Here is a 17493-nt window from a genome sequence, read left to right on the forward strand (position 1 = left end):
GTTATTGTGTTATGATTAGTTTTTTACAACTTGTTGACTTTTCAGTTTTCAAAACAAGATAATACACTCCTTCATAAAGGTCTTGCAAGGACAAATAATTTACGTTTGAAACTTGTTTTACAAGTCTGCCCAGTTGATCCACTAAAATCAAACTAAAGTTTGAATAAGGTTGCAAGTTAAAAATCACCAACTCATCTTTAGCCGGGTTAGGAGATAAAAACCAGGCCTCTTTCCAACTTAAGTCATTTATTGCTGTTTGGATAAATTCGTATGGGTCGGACAAGATAGATGCACAACCATTACTATCCAAGACTTGTACCTGATAAGATCCGGTTTCCTTTGGTAAAAAATACTTTCCTGTTGCCGAATCTATTGGATTTCCATAGAAGAACCACTGATTTCCCAAATCAGCAGATGAAACAAGAACAGAATCTTCCCTGGTAATTGAAGGCTGTTGTGGAAGTGGGTTAACTTGTATAAGAATACTGTCCCAGGCTACATTTCCATTTTCCGTCACTTTTAAATGGTACCATGTATTTTTTTCAGGATTGATGTAAGGATCAGGTAAATTAGAATTAAATCCGGATGGATTTGAAGACCAATCATATTGAGGAGTTCCATTACTTCCGATCAATTTGGAATTGAGTTGTGTAATTTCACCTAAGCAAATTATGGAGTCCAGTGCTGAAACTTCCACCTCCAAGCTTGCAGATTTCACTGCAATGGTGATGGATGCGGTTGCTGAACAACCTGCTGCAGATGTTACAGTCACGGTATATGTCGTAGTCAGATTAGGCTTTGCAATCGGGTTCGGAAGAGTAGAATCTGAAAGCCCTTGAACAGGGGACCAATTATATTTTAATCCAGTGGCAGCAGTAGCAACAACAGAACAATTTAGGTCTACGCTTTCGCCCGGATTAACAAACATTGTACTAGCAGAAACAGATGCCTGTGGATTTTCAATAAAACACTTTGAATGTCTAAAAGCTTGAGGTATGGGAGCATTACCTTGATAAACCCAAAGTTGTTTTCCTGTTGAATCTACTTCGTATACTTTGGAGGCTGTGGCAAGACATATTAACAAATTCCCATTGGGTAATTCCTGACAACTTCCCATGTTGCTTGTATACCCATTAGCAGAATGACGAAATGAATAATTCACAGGTAAATACGCTTGACCAGGGGATTTGACATATTTAGTTCCGTCCCAACTGGATTGAAAATAATCTGCAGCAGTTTGATTATTGCTCACGCCTTGATTGTTAACTGCAGTTAAAAACCCAGCTCTTGGCGCATCTTTTGGCACCCAATGTGCATCATGCATCACTTTAAAAACAGTGGGACCTGATGCACCATAAGCCGCAGGATTGCCCCACCGATATAGAAATCCTCCACCTACTCCATATTTTCCTCCAGTATTCTTTGAAGTTTCAGATTTGTTTAAGCTATGGTCAATCACCCACATTTCATTTAAAAAATGAGAACTAAGTACTATTTGATCGAGCCCTTCGTTATAATCAACCCCATTCATATGAACCCAATCATTCTTATTGTTTTGGTAGTTAATATTCAACATATGGGGATTATTCACAATCGAACTCACATAATTAGATAAGGCAGCATTTGTGTTTTGACATAAATGGTCCCACAAATGCCATTCCCAAACGATTTCTGCAGTATTCACACCGGTCGGCTTTAATTCAATTAATTTTTCAGAATATCTTGATGCATTAGGTCCACCTTTGGCGGTGCTTTCTGCTGCTGTTTTTATCACATACACTATAACCAAAACATTACCATTTGGCAATGGGCAAAAATCATGATGTGCACATTGAGTATTATCTGAAATGGTATAATCAAACAGGATTTTTCCATTCCAATCTACTTTTTGAATTCTGCCGGTTATTCCACCTCCTCTAAAAATTGCATTTGGTGCTCCTACCGACCTCCATAAAATTCCGCCTGGCATTAGATGCGAAGAATACGCTGTCTGGCCACTTAAATTGGTCCAGGACTTGACTACTGAACTATTAGTATCCAGCAAGTTTACTGAATTGGAATTTCCGGGAGCAATCAAAGTAACATATCCCCACTTTTGCGCAATTAATTGATTTACAATTATTTGCAATATAAATAAAAAAATAACAACCCGAAAATTTGTATTCGAAATCATGGTAATTTGTTTGTTTTTAAAACTTAAAAAGGAAGTCGACCTAATTGTGTACTGTAAAAATGTAACATTTTATGTAAATCTAGTTTATTGACATAAGGATACTTTAGAATATTTTTCAAATGTTAAAATATTGACAGTGATTTATTTACGAAAGGATATGAATTTTTGCAGGAGACTTAAGATAAAAAGCCCCCAGAGTGTACTTTCAACTGCATACTCTAAATTTTAGAAAAATACCCAAGGCTATCAACCTAATTTAAAGTCCACATAACATTAAACAAATTAACACATAATGTAAATATTTATTTTATTAAACGTTTATTTTCAATATTTTATACATACATATTTAACTAATTTAATTATAATTTTCTAAATAATAATTGTAACCAACTCCTTGAAATTAAAAAGTTAAAATTCAGCAGATTAACACACATTCTATATAAAAATGCTGGAATACCCGTATATTGTAGCGTCTAAATGCTAACAATTATCAATATGAATAAATTATTTACTTTAATCATTTTTGCCATCACCTTCCCTTGGCTATCGGCTCAGGATGTAATAATTAACAGTAAGAAAATTCCCGTGAATCAGGAATTGTTTCAAAAATTCAAACAAGTTGAGGAATATGAAATCAATGTTGAAGACATTCGGAAAAAGCTAGAGAATGTTACCAAAGTTGGAGTGGAAATAGAACTTAATCTTGGCTCAAGAAAAGTGGTTTTGCAACTATTTGAATATGACATGTTTAAAGGGAATGCCATTGTCAAGATTCAAACTGCCAACGGCATTATTTCACGCAACCCAAGCAAAGAATTAAAAACTTTCAGAGGGATTTCTTCTAGTTTTTCTGGGGGCAATGCTGGAATGACTGTGGCTAAGGATTTTTTGGCCATTATTTTCAATGAAAACGGCCAAACATATTATTTAGAACAAAAAAATCGAAGTTTGGATCCAAATTTGTCAAATCAGTTCATTTTATATAAAACATCAGATGTTTTACCCGTTAATGGAGTATTATGCGGAGCTGATTTAGTAAATAAGTCAAAAGAAGATCACAAAAAAGATTTCGATGGTAGGGAAATTGAAAACAGGAATAAAAGGTGTTATGAAGTTGATTTAGCTTTAGCCTGTGATTGGAGTTATGCCAGTTTTTATAAGAGTCCCCCTGCTGCTGAAGCAGCCATGGTCAATGTTGCTAACTTTATGCAATTGGATTGGGCCACCCCCTTGTGGGCAGAATACGTTTATGCAATTACTGACATTTGGATCTCTCCAGATTCTCTTTTAGATCCGTGGAGAAACTCGAATGACATATTTACTCATTTGGATTTATTCACAACACTCCAATTTAGTATATTTACAAATGCTCATGATGTTGCAACTTTGTGGACAACAAAATTCACAAGTGGTGCTGTTGGGGTGGCTTGGCTTAGTTCTGTTTGTTCTGTAGCAGGTGTGAACGTTTGCAGTGAATTCACTCAGGGAATTTTTCTTTTAAAGCAATTACAATCTCATGAGATCGGACATAATTTTTCTTGTACTCATGATCCACTGGGGCCAACAATCATGTCACCTGTGGTTAATGGTTCCGGAACGTGGTCATTTCAGTCGTTAAATCAAATTTCAGATTATACAATCAGAAATGGAGGTTGTTTGGCAGACTGTAGTGGTGGTAATATTCCTATTGCTGAATTTGATGCAGATCCACCTTATGGGTGTATCCCATTATCAGTCCAGTTTAATAACCTTTCTGTAAATGGAGTTTCTTACAAGTGGACATTCTCCGGAGGAAACCCAGCAACTTCCACAAGCGTTAACCCAGTTGTATTGTACAATTCGATTGGAAAATATGATGTTACGCTTGAAGTTATGAACCCCAAGTGTACCGTAAAGGTTACAAAGCCCTTATTTATCGAAACAAATGACCTTCCAACGGCTGACTTTACCGGCGGAAATGTAGATTTAGTTGTTTTATTCGTAAATAGGTCACAACGGGGAGTAGAATATTTCTGGGACTTTGGAGATGGTGAAACCAGTGAAGAATTTATGCCGGAACATGAATATGCCAAGGATGGACTTTATAAAGTTTGCTTAACCGTTACCAATGACTGTGGTAGCAAAACAATTTGCAAAAACATTGGAGTCTATACATATCCAATTGCGGAATTCACCTCTGATACTACCTGGGGCTGCGCACCTAAAACTATTAAGTTTTTTGACCGATCATCCAGTAACGTTATCAATTGGACCTGGTCATTCCCTGGTGGAACACCATCGGGTTCATTCCAAAAGGATCCAGTAGTTAAGTATACGAATCCGGGTGTTTATAAAGTAAAACTTTCAGTTAATACGCCTAAGTTTTCAACATCCATTACGAAAGAGATGTATATCCGCATTGATAGTATCCCTGATGCAAAATTTAGTTATCAATCCAATGGACCTAACGTTGATTTTACCAATAAGTCTGTGTATGCAAATACTCATTTTTGGGATTTTGGTGATGGGACCACAAGTGTAGAAGAAAGTCCAAGTCATCAATACAGAGATGGTCGTTACGAGGTGAAATACACCGCTTCTAATGCCTGTGGATCTACCACTGTAAAAGATGTGGTCATTATTGGAACCAAACCAACTGCCGGCTTCAGAACCCAATCTCCAATTGGTTGTGTACCATTTACAGTCCAGTATGAAAATACATCTACAAGCAGTGCAACAGACTTTATTTGGACCTTCCCTGGTGGAAATCCTTCAAGCAGTACTGATCGCAATCCAATTGTTACCTATAATGCTAAAGGTAAGTATGATGCAAAACTGGTTGCTAAAAACTTTCTTGAAAGTGACTCATTGACTTTGACTGATTTCATTGAAGTGAAGGTAGCGCCTACTGCAGAGTTTCAAAACAGCATTACTGGCTTTGTTTCTTATTTTACAAACTTAAGTACAGAAGCGACAAATTACTATTGGGATTTTGGTGATAATAAAACCAGCACAGAAGCTAACCCAAGTCACAACTACGGCGTGGAAGGAGAATTTAATGTAAGACTTATCACTGAAAATGAATGTGGAATTGACACCTTTGACAAGCTTATTGCAGTTTACCTAATACCAAAAGTCAATTTTACAGCAGATACCATTAGAGGTTGTGCTCCTCTCAATGTGATGTTTACAGATCAGTCTTCTATTGACGTTTTGGAGTGGAACTGGCAATTTGAAAATGGAATGCCGGGTGTATCCAATTTAAAAAATCCGATTGTAAGATTTAATATGGCCGGAACATATACTGTAAAACTATCTGTAAAGAATAGTAATGGAACTAACTCTGCAACAAAAGTTAAATATATTGAAGTCCTTTCACCTGTCCTTTGCCCTAAAAAGCCGGGAAAGAAAGGGCCTAAATCACTTCCTAATGATGAAGCACTTGTTCAGGTAGACATGTCTCAAAGAGCTTACGGAATTTTGGAAACCAAAATTTTCCCTAACCCAACAAATTCAAGTCTGCATATACAAACAAAGGAAAATACAAATTATTCTTTGGTAAATATGACAGGACAAAAAATTGTTTCTGGTAAAACCACCAGCATTACTACCACGATTGATGTTTCAGACGTTCAACCAGGAACTTATTTCGTAAGATTGGAGAATAGTCAAATAAATTCTATTCACAAAGTGATTATTTCTAAGTAATCACTTTCAAAATAAATTTAAAAAAGGCTGCATTTTTTGCAGCCTTTTTTTTTTGAACTGAATGAGCAATAAAAAGTTAGACATCAAAGATTATTGCATTATCAAATTTTATACTTTACAGTTTCTATATCAAAGTAAAATACCTTCTAATACAAACAAAAAATAGTACAATACTTTCGAACCTGCCTGCTAGACTCAGTCATAAGGACAGCCTACCAGCTGGACGCAGTTAGATAAAGTTGATCCAATTAGTTGCACACTTACACCGGTGGGCGTAGACCACCTTCTCTTGAAGCACTGTCGTGATTCATTCCCCCCATTTGTCGGATGTCGATCACTCTCTAGAACCAAAGAAACCCCTCTTTCTATTCAAAAACCTAAACAACACTTTTGATTGCGCTCGATAACTAGTTCCAGCTGTTAGGCCTGGCAGAAAGAAGCTTTTAGGTAGACCCAACAGTTTGATTCATTCAGGCAGGCATTACAAGCTTATTATTGCAGACAGATTGACGCTGTGTGGTTGGGGGTATTCACTTAGTGAACTGATGCTCATCATTTAGATGGTAATCAAAGATATCTCATTCATTAGAGTACTTTGGTCTATTCGTCTTTTTCCTTTCATACCGAAATTTAGTGCACAAAATTGATTAAGGAATTTTAAGTTCAATTTTTTGACTGTGTTCGTCCAGTATTTAAAAGATGAACCAATAAAGTAATAATATGATTGTTATCTCCTTTTATGAGTCTATGAATATTGTAGATTAAAATTAAATATGCTACTCAAGAAAATTGAAAAATAAAAAGTAAACAGAATTCAGAATTAAACATCCTAATTTAAATATTGTAATTCTGGATTCAAAGGTTAATTCGTCGAATCAAACAATATTATCAATCCGCCTATAGAGGGCAATATGAAAAATACAAACTAAGTGTTTGTTCAGTTTTTAAAATATCATCCAATTATCTAAATGATAAATGGTAAAAATTTAGAATTTTATTATCCTAACAGTATTACTCAAACCTTGTTCACTGACAAATCTTACCGAATACATACCGGGATTTAATCCCTGACCAACTGAAATATTCTGTATACCATCAGGAATTTGAATTTTGCTAACTATTACCCCGTTGAGATTAAGCACTTCCAAAGCGCTATTCTTTAGCCCAGGAATTAAATTTAATTCAATGGTTGTTTTATCTAAAAACGAACTTGGATATGCCGCAATGCGCAAGTTTTCGTTAAACAGGTCAATAGAACCTACCGGACGCCCTTCGGTTACCAAAAAACCATCGAACCCACCTTCTAAGACATGCCCCGGATTGTCATCTGCAATATCTACTGTAAGTACCATACTGTCAGTCAAAGTAATCATGGATTTGAGATCGATTTTGGATTTAGTTGTCCACTTTGGATCTGGGGTGACAATTTCATCCAAAACTACGGTTTGAGAACCGTTATTTAATCTGACCACCATTTTGTCATTTGGTATTCCACTTCCCCCCTGATTTGCAAACCATGTTGAATAGCTAAGCAAAGGCAGATTGTAAGTAACCAAATTCATTACTGGGGAAATTAAAACTGTTCCTCCATTGTCAATATCGTCATCCGAAATAGTTGACCCCTCGTTTCCTGTTATAAAACACTCTACCCCAAAATCATTAGGTAGATCAAGTTCAGGAGCAACAACTACCCCACCTTGGGAAGTACCTTTGGGTTCTCCTCTGGTCCAAGTGCCAGACGATGCGGTAGATGTCACTTTCCACCCCTGATCAAATAGAAAATCATCCTGATATCCTTTGTTAACTAAGATAACAATCTCAGAAACAGGATTTTGAGAATCAAAAATCACCTTCTTATGCAAATAGCCCCATTTACCTACAAATAAATCATAAGGGAAAGTATCTTGAAACACTTGAACGACCACCATCCCGGTTTGATCAGTGATGGAATTTTTATCCCTATTGTGGTTCGAAAATAAGACTCTAGCATCGGGTATGTTTTGTAAAGTTTTAGCATCTTTAACAGTTACCTTTATGTTTAAAAGCACGTTTCGAGGCTTTAATTTGACATCTTTAATTGTTACAAGCCCATTTTTCAACTCAATACTGATGGTTTCAGGAAAATATTCAGGATGGTTATAGACCACACTATAGGTTCCGGAATTAGCATAACCTGTTTTATAATCTCCTTTAAGATCACTTGTCTTTCCATTTTTTCTAGGTGCTAAAATTTCAATCGTTGTGTTGCTGATTGGCAAGCCTGTTAATGAATCAATAACCTTACCTTCCAAATAGCAAGCCCTAATGTAGGTAGGCTTTATAACAAATAATCCGCCCTGAATGTCAGATGCAACAATTGTTCCGCTCGGAAGATAAGGACTCACCCCCCAACATCCATTAAATCCACCATGTGGCCCAGACCAAGTATCCACACTTCCTACTTCAACCATATTATCAGGTCGATGGACGTCTGTAATTTTTACCCCATCCGTGTAATAAGCTGTAATTAAAAATCCATTTAGATACCTTGTATTATGTGGGATTACGCCGTTTCCTTCCGTATCCTTTGGACGGTATTTATCCAACAATTTTATATTTGCCAAATCCTGAATGTCATACGATGCAACAAAGGCATTTTCCTTTTCATCCGTTGTAAAAACATATTTGCCATCATCAGAAGGCCAGGCATTGTGTGTAAAGGCAAAAGGTGTTGTCACAGCTGCCAATTCTTTTACTGCAGAAGGATTTTTTATGTCCCATATACTCAATACTCCGTCCAAAACATCTGCGGACCAAATAGTATCATTTCTACCAAAATTATCATGACAGTATCTTTTAGTCTGTGCTCCCAGGTATTCAGGATTCTCAGGCTGCTTGGTGATGTCAAAGATCAAAGTACCCCTCCATGGTGAACATCCATTCAAATATAACCTACCCTTATCGTCTACAAAGACCGTATGACAAGTATTTAATTCGGCTGTTTGTCCGTTAGCAGTAATATTGGCTTTCCAAAATTTTCCCGTGATGTTCAACGGCGCATTCTTCATGTTGATTATGATCAAACCGTTTGCTTGATTATCATTCACCCCATAAATATAGTCCCCATAAATATATACCTCTCTCCAGATTGTATTGACCCCTGGCAATCTAAATCTTTCAATTGGTTTTGCAGGATCCTCCAAACTATAAATTATAACCGCGTCTCTACTACCAAAGACTGCATACTCTATTTTATTTTTATCAACATAATGCCAAATCCCTGATCCTCCTTCCGGAACCGGGACGTGGGCAACAATTTTCATATTGAGGTCACCATCCTGCGCATTTAGTGAAAACCAAAAAAGGCAAAATAAAAATGTTGAAAAACTGTATTTCATAAAATAATTTTCGCTGCAAATTTACTTAAAATAAACCAAAAAAGTGACAAAATTCAAGGCCTAGCTGAACTTAATATGCCATTCCTTAGCCATCTTTGCAGTCTGACAAAATTTTAAGATGGAAGTTTTAAACAGCCTCGAAAACGGCATTCAAATTATTACAATCAACAGGGAATCAAGCCTAAATGCATTAAACAAAAATGTCATTCAAATTTTGACTGACCTGTTTCATGAAATTCAAAAATCAAAAAATTCCTTTAAAGGTGTCATTCTGACCGGTGCCGGTTCCAAATCTTTTGTTGCAGGAGCCGATATTACAGAATTTCAAAATATAAGTCAAGCAGAAGGGGAAGTTTTATCTCTTAAAGGACAGAAGTTATTTTCCTCTATTGAAGCTCTCGAAATTCCGGTTGTTGCTGCAATAAATGGATTCGCTCTTGGAGGAGGTTGTGAACTGGCGATGAGTTGTCATCTTCGAATCGCAGGATCACATGCCCGATTTGGGCAACCTGAATTAAATCTTGGACTCATACCTGGATACGGAGCAACCCAAAGATTGACTAGATATATTGGTAAAACCAAAACGATGGAATTACTATTAACAGGAGACATGATCAACGCAGAAGAAGCCTTGAGACTGGGTTTAGTGAATCAAATTTGTGAACCTGGTTTTGAGCTTTCCAGGTCAATAGAGCTTTTAGAAAAAATTGGTAAAAAAGGACCAAAATCTATTGCTGCCATCATCCGAACTGTAAATGCCTATTATCTAAATGAGGAGAAAGGATTTGCACTTGAAGCTTCGGAATTTGGGAAAATTATGGAGTCATCCGAGGCAAAAGAAGGAATTTTAGCATTTTTAGAAAAAAGGAAACCAAACTTCAGACCTTAGGCTTTTGTATTGTACCAACAAACCAAAAAAATGATGTGTTACTCGATCAAGACACTTTTTGATGACTGATCTTCATTAAAAAATAGGTTTCGTAAATTGTGAATATCAAATAGATAAAAAGAGCAGGAATAATTATTTCCTTTTTTTCATAGCCAAACTTTCTTATTGCAAGTATGACAATAAATACAAACAAGGTTATTTTCAATAAAACAGAAATAAGAAATATCTGACTAAATAGGTATAGATTTTTTGAATAGCTGGCACGAGTCGAAATCTCGTACACAATAATTCCAAAAAACATAAAAAAGACACCCAGCAAACTTAAAAAGAACTTTGACTTTTCTTGTATTGGGAAAATTAAGTTACCAATCAACCACGAAAGGAAAAAACATAAAAACAAAAAAAGAAAAAACTTCGTTCGGTTCATTCTGATCTTGTCTTTTGCAAATCCATATAGACCCATACCATGGCAGCGAAAAAGAAAATTGCTACAAAAAGAATGGTAAAATAAGGCTTTTCTGTATTAAGCTTTTGATCGATCCATCGACCAAGAAATGCTCCAGCAGCCATGGTTCCGAATAATTGAAAGGCCAATCCTGAATATTTAAGGTAAGCGTTTACCCTTGTTTTATTAGGACGCATTTTCTTTACTACTTCAGATTATCCTCAGACCGCACCGGTGGCGGTGTATTTCTCCCCGTAAATTGGGAAGCCATTTTACTGACCACATTAAATTTTGCACCGGGACTGACAGAAAGTTTATCTGTATTGATCTCCCCTTCAACATGGGCGGTTTCTTTGATTTGTAAAAGATCCTCTATAATTAGACTTCCCTTAAATTGACCTTCTATCACTGCATTTTGAGCCTTAATTTCACCTTCAATCTGACCTTTAGGCCCTATAATTACCTTCCCCTTACAAATCAATACACCTTTTAGGAGACCATCGATTCTAATGTCGTTGTCTGCATTAATAGTTCCTTCAATTATTGTACCCATAACAAGGCTGTTTAGAGCACCCTGGGTAGGGGCTCCGGAAACGCCTTTAACTGGTTCCTTTGCTTGAGTGTTTTTGTTTCCGAACATAAGTTTACCTTTTTGAGAAGATAAAATTACAAAAAATCCACCAGCAAACTGATTTGCATTAAAAAAGAAAGAGCATCCATTTCTGAATGCTCTTTATATGTTAAGTTTATTATAAGTGTACTAGAAGTTAGGGCAATAGATTCCGCGCTTTTCAGGCCCACAAATATTGTAAATAAAAGAAAACTCAAAGGAGTTGTTTGCAGCACTTGCTTTTCTGAGCCCGGACACATTCACATCATAGCTTAAACCAACTCCAAATTTGTTATAATCAAATCTTGTTGAAAGTATCAATGCATCCATCAATACTCCATTTGAATAAGTTACTGGTGTTGTTGTTGCATCTTTTACTTTTTCTGAATTGGCAAGACGTCCCCATAAACCAAGTTGGAAAGATTGCTCATCATACCTAGATTTACTCATGTTAAATCGGAAGCTTGTACCTCCGTTAACTTGCCAGTGAGGACCTTGAAAAAAGCTGACAATGCCCGGCACTATACTGTTCTTGCGATCCAGAGCAAAAACCCCGCCACCGTGAACAGTTAATTTTGGATATAAAGGAGCGGGACTAAAATTATTACCTGGTGCATCCACTGAATTGTTTTGTAGCGGCTCATTCAAATGGCTGTAGGAACCTCCGAAATAATAATTATTGTTTTTATCCAACACAGAGAACCACAATAATCCAATAGTCATGTCTGCAAACAGGAAGCCAGGGTCAAAAATCGTCGGATCTCCGGGTAAATTTGTGTTAGGCCCACTTGAGGTAATCTGATTTCCCCAAAGCGCATTGTGAAAATTTATACTTCTCTGATTTAGGGATGCATCGGCTCCAAAAACTAAATATTGGGCTGAAGTACGGGTTCCAGCCATCCGTTTGCTGTAAGATCCGGAAAGCTTGAATTGAATGGTTGAAAAATCCAACGACCCAGCCTTATCTCCCCAAAAGGTTCCCCCAAAGCCAAAATAATCATACCTGCCAACGGGTATTTTTTGGTCAAAGGACATGTTGAAAGTATTGAAAGATTTTGACTTAAGTACAGGAGCCCACTGGTTCCTGTAATTTGCCACAAACCGCATCTTACAATTCATAACGCCTGTCAAAGCAGGGTTTAGATTTAAGGGAGACATATAAAACTGAGAAAAATGGATGTCCTGAGTGAATACACTCAATGGAGCAATAAAAAGAATCAATTGTATAATTCTACGCATACCTACTATTTTAGCAAAGGTTAAATATAGAGCTATTCTGACAAAAAACATTCCCATTTCGAAGCACTCTACACATATTTATTTTTTAATAATTCGTAAGGATCTAATCTTTAGTTATTAACACACCATATTTCGATACAAGTAAATTGTCATATTCATCTGCAGTATGTATCAGACTTTGGATCAACTTATCCAGAAATTCTTGTTTTGAATACTGATCAAAGACTACAAAGGAAAGGACTATATCATTTTTTCGTACCCCTAAGACAAGACCCCGCAAATGATAATTCTGCTGCAAGATGAACTCGTAAATTGATTTTATATTTTCTTTTGGTAAACCGGCAAGGACTGCATCCCCAGCTATCATTCCCGATTCTTCATGATAACTGATCAAAATCTTGGCTGAACCTTTTATGATCTCCCAGTTGAAAGGCCCCCTCCTGGTTAATTTTATATCAAACCCCAGCTTGGTGATCGATTCCTCAAGAATCCTGCGAAGACCTTTGGGTTCGTAGTCTTCAATTTCGGAGATCATACGGATCCTGGCGCCACAAAATGGACAATATTTCTTTTCTTGATTGGGTTCGAAAACCAGGTTTGAACATGATTCGCATCTTACTGCAACAGGATTCTCCCTTTTTTTAAAATCTTTTATGCTTTCAAGAAGATATTGACTTGGCAGGGAAAATCCAATGTTTTGCCCATCCTTAATGATAAAGGTATTGACCCCGATAATCTCTCCATCTACATTTACAAGTGGCCCCCCACTATTTCCAGGATTTAAAGCTGCATCATGCTGAATGTATTGTATGTCGTCTTGCTGATGTAAGGTATTCGAAATTATTCCCTGTGTGGCTGTATATTTTAACCCAAAAGGATGGCCTACTGCCAATACCTGGTCTCCCTCAACAGCTTTTGTTGAATCACCAAGTTGAATGTTAGCCAAATTGTGCTTTGCAGGTGATTTAATAAAAGCAAGATCAAACTTTAGATCCAGGTATATCACAGGGCTAACTACCCTATGCAAGCCATTGCCATCAATAACCACTTCTTTATTGTTTCTAACAACATGTTCATTGGTGATGATAAGATCTGCGTCTTTTAAAAAAAAACCTGTCCCAATTGAAAAAGGAGTAGCGATTTGTATCACTGCACCCTTATATAATTCAATTATATCTTTCAAGTGTTTAAACATTTAAATCTTTAATCAGCTGGAGCAAGGAAATTGAAAATTCAATTCTAGAATCAAAATTCAGTTTGACTTCTGAATTTATTTCCGGATACTTGGTAGCAGATGCTTGAAGTATATCTTTAATAGAAGATTTAATTTTGGATTCAATTTTTTTTATTTCAATGTCTTTCGGACCAAAATGTTTGGTATAACCCAAGTCTTTGAAAAAATCAGGCTCTTCAATTTCATAAAAAAGATGAAACAGTTTCGAAACAGGTTCTGCAAGAGCAAAACTGAACAGACAATAACCAACTATATAGGAGCAAATATCCTGGCAAATTTTTACATGTTTATTGGAAAGATACCACTCCAATGCCTGCATTTCGGTATCTATAAACTGGGCGATTGTAGAATGAGGGACGTTATTGTTTATCCCAAATGTGTGGTTAACAATATATAATTCAAGCGCAAATTTATCTTCACCAATGGCATTAAGCTCTTTCAGGCTTTTGGATAAAGATTGTACCTTTTCATGAGCATCTAGGTCGCCTTGTTCAAAATAGGCACTATGGGCTTCTTCGATAAGCTCCATACTTTTCCCCTCCGGGCATAGCAAGTAGTCAATTTTATAAAGGGTGTGTAAATAAATGTAGGTCATGGCTCCGGGATATCTGTCCAAATTAAGATTCCCCATGTCTTCCATCGCTATTGCCTTTCTAAGTGTCTCCTTGAGGAAATTGAATTTTACTTTCTTTATTTCAACATCCTGTTGTACAATATGTGTGGTGTTAATTGCCTCCAGCTCGGTAAATTCATCCAACAGCAAATCATCTTGCTTATCTGCTTTGACAGCAATCTCTTTGAGGCCAAAAAACAATTTATAGGGTGATGCTTCTTCAACAAAACTTTCAAAAATGATACATAGATTTGAATTTGGATCCAGAGCATATCTTCCATACTGAAGGTCAAAATTTGATTCTACCAATTTCCTCAAAAACCCGATGCTCAGACTTTTACATTTGGCAAGCTTCGATTCTGCTCTCAACCAGTTATTATCCACTAACCCTTCAATAATTTTTGATCCTTGAACCAATGAAAATTCAAATCCTCCGGATACCTTTCGGTAAGTTAGATTCTGCAATTCAGGGTTGTTTAAATAATTAAAGAACTGTTCAAGAGATTGAAAATAATCACCCTGATTAAAAGATTCATTAGCTTTATCCCATAGCTCTAGTTGAGATTTATCTTTAGGCAAGTCAGTTGCTCGACCAAAACACAGATTAGGGCCTTTCAATTGAGAGCCCCCTAAAATTCTATCAAAAAAGCCCATTAAAGAGATTTAGAAAAAATCCAATATTCAAATATTAAAGACCTAAAATTAGTATTTAACGGGAAAACTAAATCTAAATTTCAACTATACTCCGGAAATTTGGACAACTCGTTTGTTCTGCCCCATTTAAACCTATTACCCAATTAATAGGAATATAGTTAAAATGATCAGAAATGCCATACTTTAAAGAGAATGCTTAATTTCCTTAGATTTGCGTAAACTTAAACAACCATGTCCAAAAGAAAAAAAACAGGACTGTCACCTGGGACTTTAATCTTTGAAAGAAATCAAACTATAGAAAAACCAATTGGTCAATTTCTATGCTATAATACAAATAATATTTTAGAATTGGACATTTCTGACATTAGGAAATCACAAGCTTTACCTGAACATAACTTATGGTTGGATGTCATGGGCATACATGATTCGGAATATATACTTAAAATCGGAGAAACTTTTAACATTCATCGGTTGATTTTAGAGGATATCCAAGAATTGAGTCAGCGTACCAAAATAGACATTTATGAAAATGGAATATTTTCCATTGTACAAAACTTAAAATTTGATCCAAACACAAAAACCATTCTGAAAGAACAAGTGTCCACCTTCTTTGCTGAACATGTTTTAGTCAGCTTTCAGGAAAACCCTGATGATAGCTTTGCTATTATACGAAAAAGAATGAGATCCGAGATCTCTAGAATAAGAAATAAGAATTCCGACTACTTGTTCTATGCCATGATGGATTACCTGGTAGATTGTTATTTTTTAGTCGCTGATGCCATTGACTTGGAAATTGCAAACCTCGAAGAAAGAATCCATCAAAAACCTGGGGAAGACATTATTTTAGATATTTTTACCATCAGAGGAGCTCTGCTCAAATTCAGAAAATACATTTATCCATTAAGAGACGAGATTGGTAAATTAAAGAGGTCCGAAACTCAATTTCTTGAGGAATCAAACATGATTTTCTACAGAGATCTTGAAGACCACATTATTCAAATTATTGAAATCATCGACAATCAAAGAGAATTGTTGAATGGGATGAAAGACCTCGCGCTCAATCAAACTTCGATAGCCCTGAACAAGGATATGAAATGGTTGGCGGCCATATCTACAATATCCATACCAATCCTGTTCATGACAGGAATATATGGGATGAATTTTGAATTCATGCCAGAGTTACATTGGAAGTATGGCTACCTAATTTGGTGGATGACTATCGGATTCTTTGTTGTGGGATTGATTATATACTTTAAACGAAAAAGAATCATTTAAGAATATCAAACCACTTTAGCAATAGCCCAAGTCCTCATCGTTGTTGTAAAAGCCAGTAGAAGAGTTAGATTCTTCATGACTGCTTTTGTCGTTATGACCTTTGCCTTTAGCAATCATTTCTTCTTTTTTTGCCTTCTCTTGTACTTTGCTTTCTTTGTTGGAGCTTTTTAATTTAAAAATGTTACGCATTGAATAAGCCAGTTAAATGTTCATGGATATAATTCACAAATATAAGGATAAAATGTAATACATTATTGCGCCTTTAACAATAATTTAATTCACATTTTTTGATTTATTTACTTCTTGAGGTTCTTAAAATAGAATAAACCACACCTGCTACTAAAACAAATAAAATGATTAACAAGTTCAGACTTCCTGAAATATGTATGTGATCTTCCAAGAGTATCTTAAATCCAATATAAATCAGTAAAATTGCCAGAGCATGATGGATAAATTCCAATTTTTCAAGGGCTCTTGATAGAATAGTGAAAAAAGACCTCATATTCGCAATTGCAAGAATATTAGAGGACAATACAAGAAAGGGATCCGTTGTAATGGCAAAGATAGCTGGAATTGAATCAATTGCAAATAAAATATCTGTTAATTCTATGGCGACAAGAGTTAACAAAAGAGGGGTAATTGCCCATTTTCCCATTTTTTTAACCATAAATTTTTGACCATAGTAGCCTTTTGTTATGGGTAAATATCGACGAATTAATCGGATCAATATACTTTTATTTGGATCTGATTGGTCTTCAGGTGACGTACCGTAGATTTTAATCCCAGAATAGATGAGGATTATACCTAAAAGATAGATAAGCCAGGAGATGGATTGAATTAACCAAAGTCCAATAATGATCATTATTCCCCTGAGTAAAATTGCCGTCCAAATTCCAATACTAAGTAATCCAGGTCGATAGTTTACAGGCACTTTGAAGTAATTTAATAGGAAGGCCATTACAAATATATTATCTATACTCAAAGACTGTTCGACAATATACCCCGATAGAAATAAACTCCCTGCTTCCCATGCAGTCAAACTTTGGTCATGCGATAAATAAGATTGAAACCAATCTCTATCGTATGAAAGCATTATAAGACCAATTGTAAACAGGGTTATGGCAAACCAATAAATAATAGAATGCCAAGCTTTCTTCATTCCGTCAGCTTCTCCGGAACCAGCAAAAAGTTTGTAATCTAAAAATACAACCAATATTAGAAATAAAACATATGACCAAAAAATCAGCATGGTACTGCAAATATATGTTGAAATGGGAACAAGAATCTGACTCTATTG

Annotated in this window: 12 protein-coding genes; 3 read left to right on the top strand and 9 right to left on the bottom strand. The window is 36.0% G+C overall.

Annotated features, from left to right (window positions below; translation table 11 throughout):
- Position 1 precedes the first annotated feature (1 nt).
- Positions 2 to 2173, bottom strand: coding sequence for an aryl-sulfate sulfotransferase (locus tag IPJ83_13905; protein MBK7881639.1), 2172 nt, complete (start codon positions 2171 to 2173; stop codon positions 2 to 4).
- Between the two features lie 495 nt (positions 2174 to 2668).
- Between IPJ83_13905 and IPJ83_13910 the strand changes: the two genes are divergently transcribed.
- Positions 2669 to 5860 carry a PKD domain-containing protein gene (locus tag IPJ83_13910; protein MBK7881640.1) on the top strand — a complete coding sequence of 1064 codons (3192 nt, stop codon included), beginning with the start codon at positions 2669 to 2671 and terminating at the stop codon, positions 5858 to 5860.
- A gap of 986 nt (positions 5861 to 6846) precedes the next feature.
- Here IPJ83_13910 and IPJ83_13915 read toward each other — a convergent pair.
- Positions 6847 to 9237: a choice-of-anchor B family protein gene (locus tag IPJ83_13915; GenBank protein ID MBK7881641.1), complete on the bottom strand. Its 2391-nt coding sequence runs from the start codon at positions 9235 to 9237 to the stop codon at positions 6847 to 6849.
- Positions 9238 to 9355: 118 nt separating this feature from the next.
- Between IPJ83_13915 and IPJ83_13920 the strand changes: the two genes are divergently transcribed.
- Positions 9356 to 10126 (top strand): enoyl-CoA hydratase/isomerase family protein, encoded by a 771-nt coding sequence (locus tag IPJ83_13920; GenBank protein ID MBK7881642.1) that lies wholly within the window; start codon positions 9356 to 9358, stop codon positions 10124 to 10126.
- A gap of 423 nt (positions 10127 to 10549) precedes the next feature.
- Here IPJ83_13920 and IPJ83_13925 read toward each other — a convergent pair whose 3' ends face one another.
- From IPJ83_13925 to IPJ83_13945, 5 genes are all read right to left on the bottom strand, one after another.
- Positions 10550 to 10768, bottom strand: a complete 219-nt coding sequence (locus IPJ83_13925) for an AtpZ/AtpI family protein (protein MBK7881643.1) — start codon at positions 10766 to 10768, stop codon at positions 10550 to 10552.
- An 8-nt stretch (positions 10769 to 10776) separates the two neighbouring features.
- On the bottom strand, positions 10777 to 11211 hold the full coding sequence (locus tag IPJ83_13930; protein ID MBK7881644.1) for a polymer-forming cytoskeletal protein: 435 nt from the start codon (positions 11209 to 11211) through the stop codon (positions 10777 to 10779).
- A gap of 120 nt (positions 11212 to 11331) precedes the next feature.
- Entirely contained in the window at positions 11332 to 12420 is a 1089-nt protein-coding gene (locus tag IPJ83_13935; protein ID MBK7881645.1) for a PorP/SprF family type IX secretion system membrane protein, read from the bottom strand.
- A 103-nt stretch (positions 12421 to 12523) separates the two neighbouring features.
- Positions 12524 to 13603, bottom strand: coding sequence for a trypsin-like peptidase domain-containing protein (locus tag IPJ83_13940; GenBank protein ID MBK7881646.1), 1080 nt, complete (start codon positions 13601 to 13603; stop codon positions 12524 to 12526).
- 4 nt (positions 13604 to 13607) lie between these two features.
- Positions 13608 to 14921 (bottom strand): hypothetical protein, encoded by a 1314-nt coding sequence (locus IPJ83_13945; protein ID MBK7881647.1) that lies wholly within the window; start codon positions 14919 to 14921, stop codon positions 13608 to 13610.
- A 231-nt stretch (positions 14922 to 15152) separates the two neighbouring features.
- Here IPJ83_13945 and corA point away from each other — a divergent pair, with 231 nt between their 5' ends.
- Positions 15153 to 16196 (top strand): magnesium/cobalt transporter CorA, encoded by a 1044-nt coding sequence (gene corA / locus IPJ83_13950; GenBank protein ID MBK7881648.1) that lies wholly within the window; start codon positions 15153 to 15155, stop codon positions 16194 to 16196.
- Between the two features lie 15 nt (positions 16197 to 16211).
- Here corA and IPJ83_13955 read toward each other — a convergent pair whose 3' ends face one another.
- Both IPJ83_13955 and IPJ83_13960 read right to left on the bottom strand, forming a co-directional pair.
- Positions 16212 to 16385, bottom strand: a complete 174-nt coding sequence (locus tag IPJ83_13955) for a hypothetical protein (GenBank protein ID MBK7881649.1) — start codon at positions 16383 to 16385, stop codon at positions 16212 to 16214.
- 103 nt (positions 16386 to 16488) lie between these two features.
- Positions 16489 to 17445: a TerC/Alx family metal homeostasis membrane protein gene (locus IPJ83_13960; protein ID MBK7881650.1), complete on the bottom strand. Its 957-nt coding sequence runs from the start codon at positions 17443 to 17445 to the stop codon at positions 16489 to 16491.
- Positions 17446 to 17493: the final 48 nt, after the last annotated feature.

This window comes from Candidatus Vicinibacter proximus (assembly GCA_016713905.1).
In the GTDB taxonomy this organism is placed as follows: domain Bacteria; phylum Bacteroidota; class Bacteroidia; order Chitinophagales; family Saprospiraceae; genus Vicinibacter; species Vicinibacter proximus.

What these genes read in the sequence shown, in the direction of transcription:
- IPJ83_13905 (MBK7881639.1), bottom strand. Translation starts at nt 2,173, where the DNA reads ATGATTTCGAATACAAATTTTCGGGTTGTTATTTTTTTATTTATATTG.
- IPJ83_13910 (MBK7881640.1), top strand. Translation starts at nt 2,669, where the DNA reads ATGAATAAATTATTTACTTTAATCATTTTTGCCATCACCTTCCCTTGG.
- IPJ83_13915 (MBK7881641.1), bottom strand. Translation starts at nt 9,237, where the DNA reads ATGAAATACAGTTTTTCAACATTTTTATTTTGCCTTTTTTGGTTTTCA.
- IPJ83_13920 (MBK7881642.1), top strand. Translation starts at nt 9,356, where the DNA reads ATGGAAGTTTTAAACAGCCTCGAAAACGGCATTCAAATTATTACAATC.
- IPJ83_13925 (MBK7881643.1), bottom strand. Translation starts at nt 10,768, where the DNA reads ATGCGTCCTAATAAAACAAGGGTAAACGCTTACCTTAAATATTCAGGA.
- IPJ83_13930 (MBK7881644.1), bottom strand. Translation starts at nt 11,211, where the DNA reads ATGTTCGGAAACAAAAACACTCAAGCAAAGGAACCAGTTAAAGGCGTT.
- IPJ83_13935 (MBK7881645.1), bottom strand. Translation starts at nt 12,420, where the DNA reads ATGCGTAGAATTATACAATTGATTCTTTTTATTGCTCCATTGAGTGTA.
- IPJ83_13945 (MBK7881647.1), bottom strand. Translation starts at nt 14,921, where the DNA reads ATGGGCTTTTTTGATAGAATTTTAGGGGGCTCTCAATTGAAAGGCCCT.
- corA (MBK7881648.1), top strand. Translation starts at nt 15,153, where the DNA reads ATGTCCAAAAGAAAAAAAACAGGACTGTCACCTGGGACTTTAATCTTT.
- IPJ83_13955 (MBK7881649.1), bottom strand. Translation starts at nt 16,385, where the DNA reads ATGCGTAACATTTTTAAATTAAAAAGCTCCAACAAAGAAAGCAAAGTA.
- IPJ83_13960 (MBK7881650.1), bottom strand. Translation starts at nt 17,445, where the DNA reads ATGCTGATTTTTTGGTCATATGTTTTATTTCTAATATTGGTTGTATTT.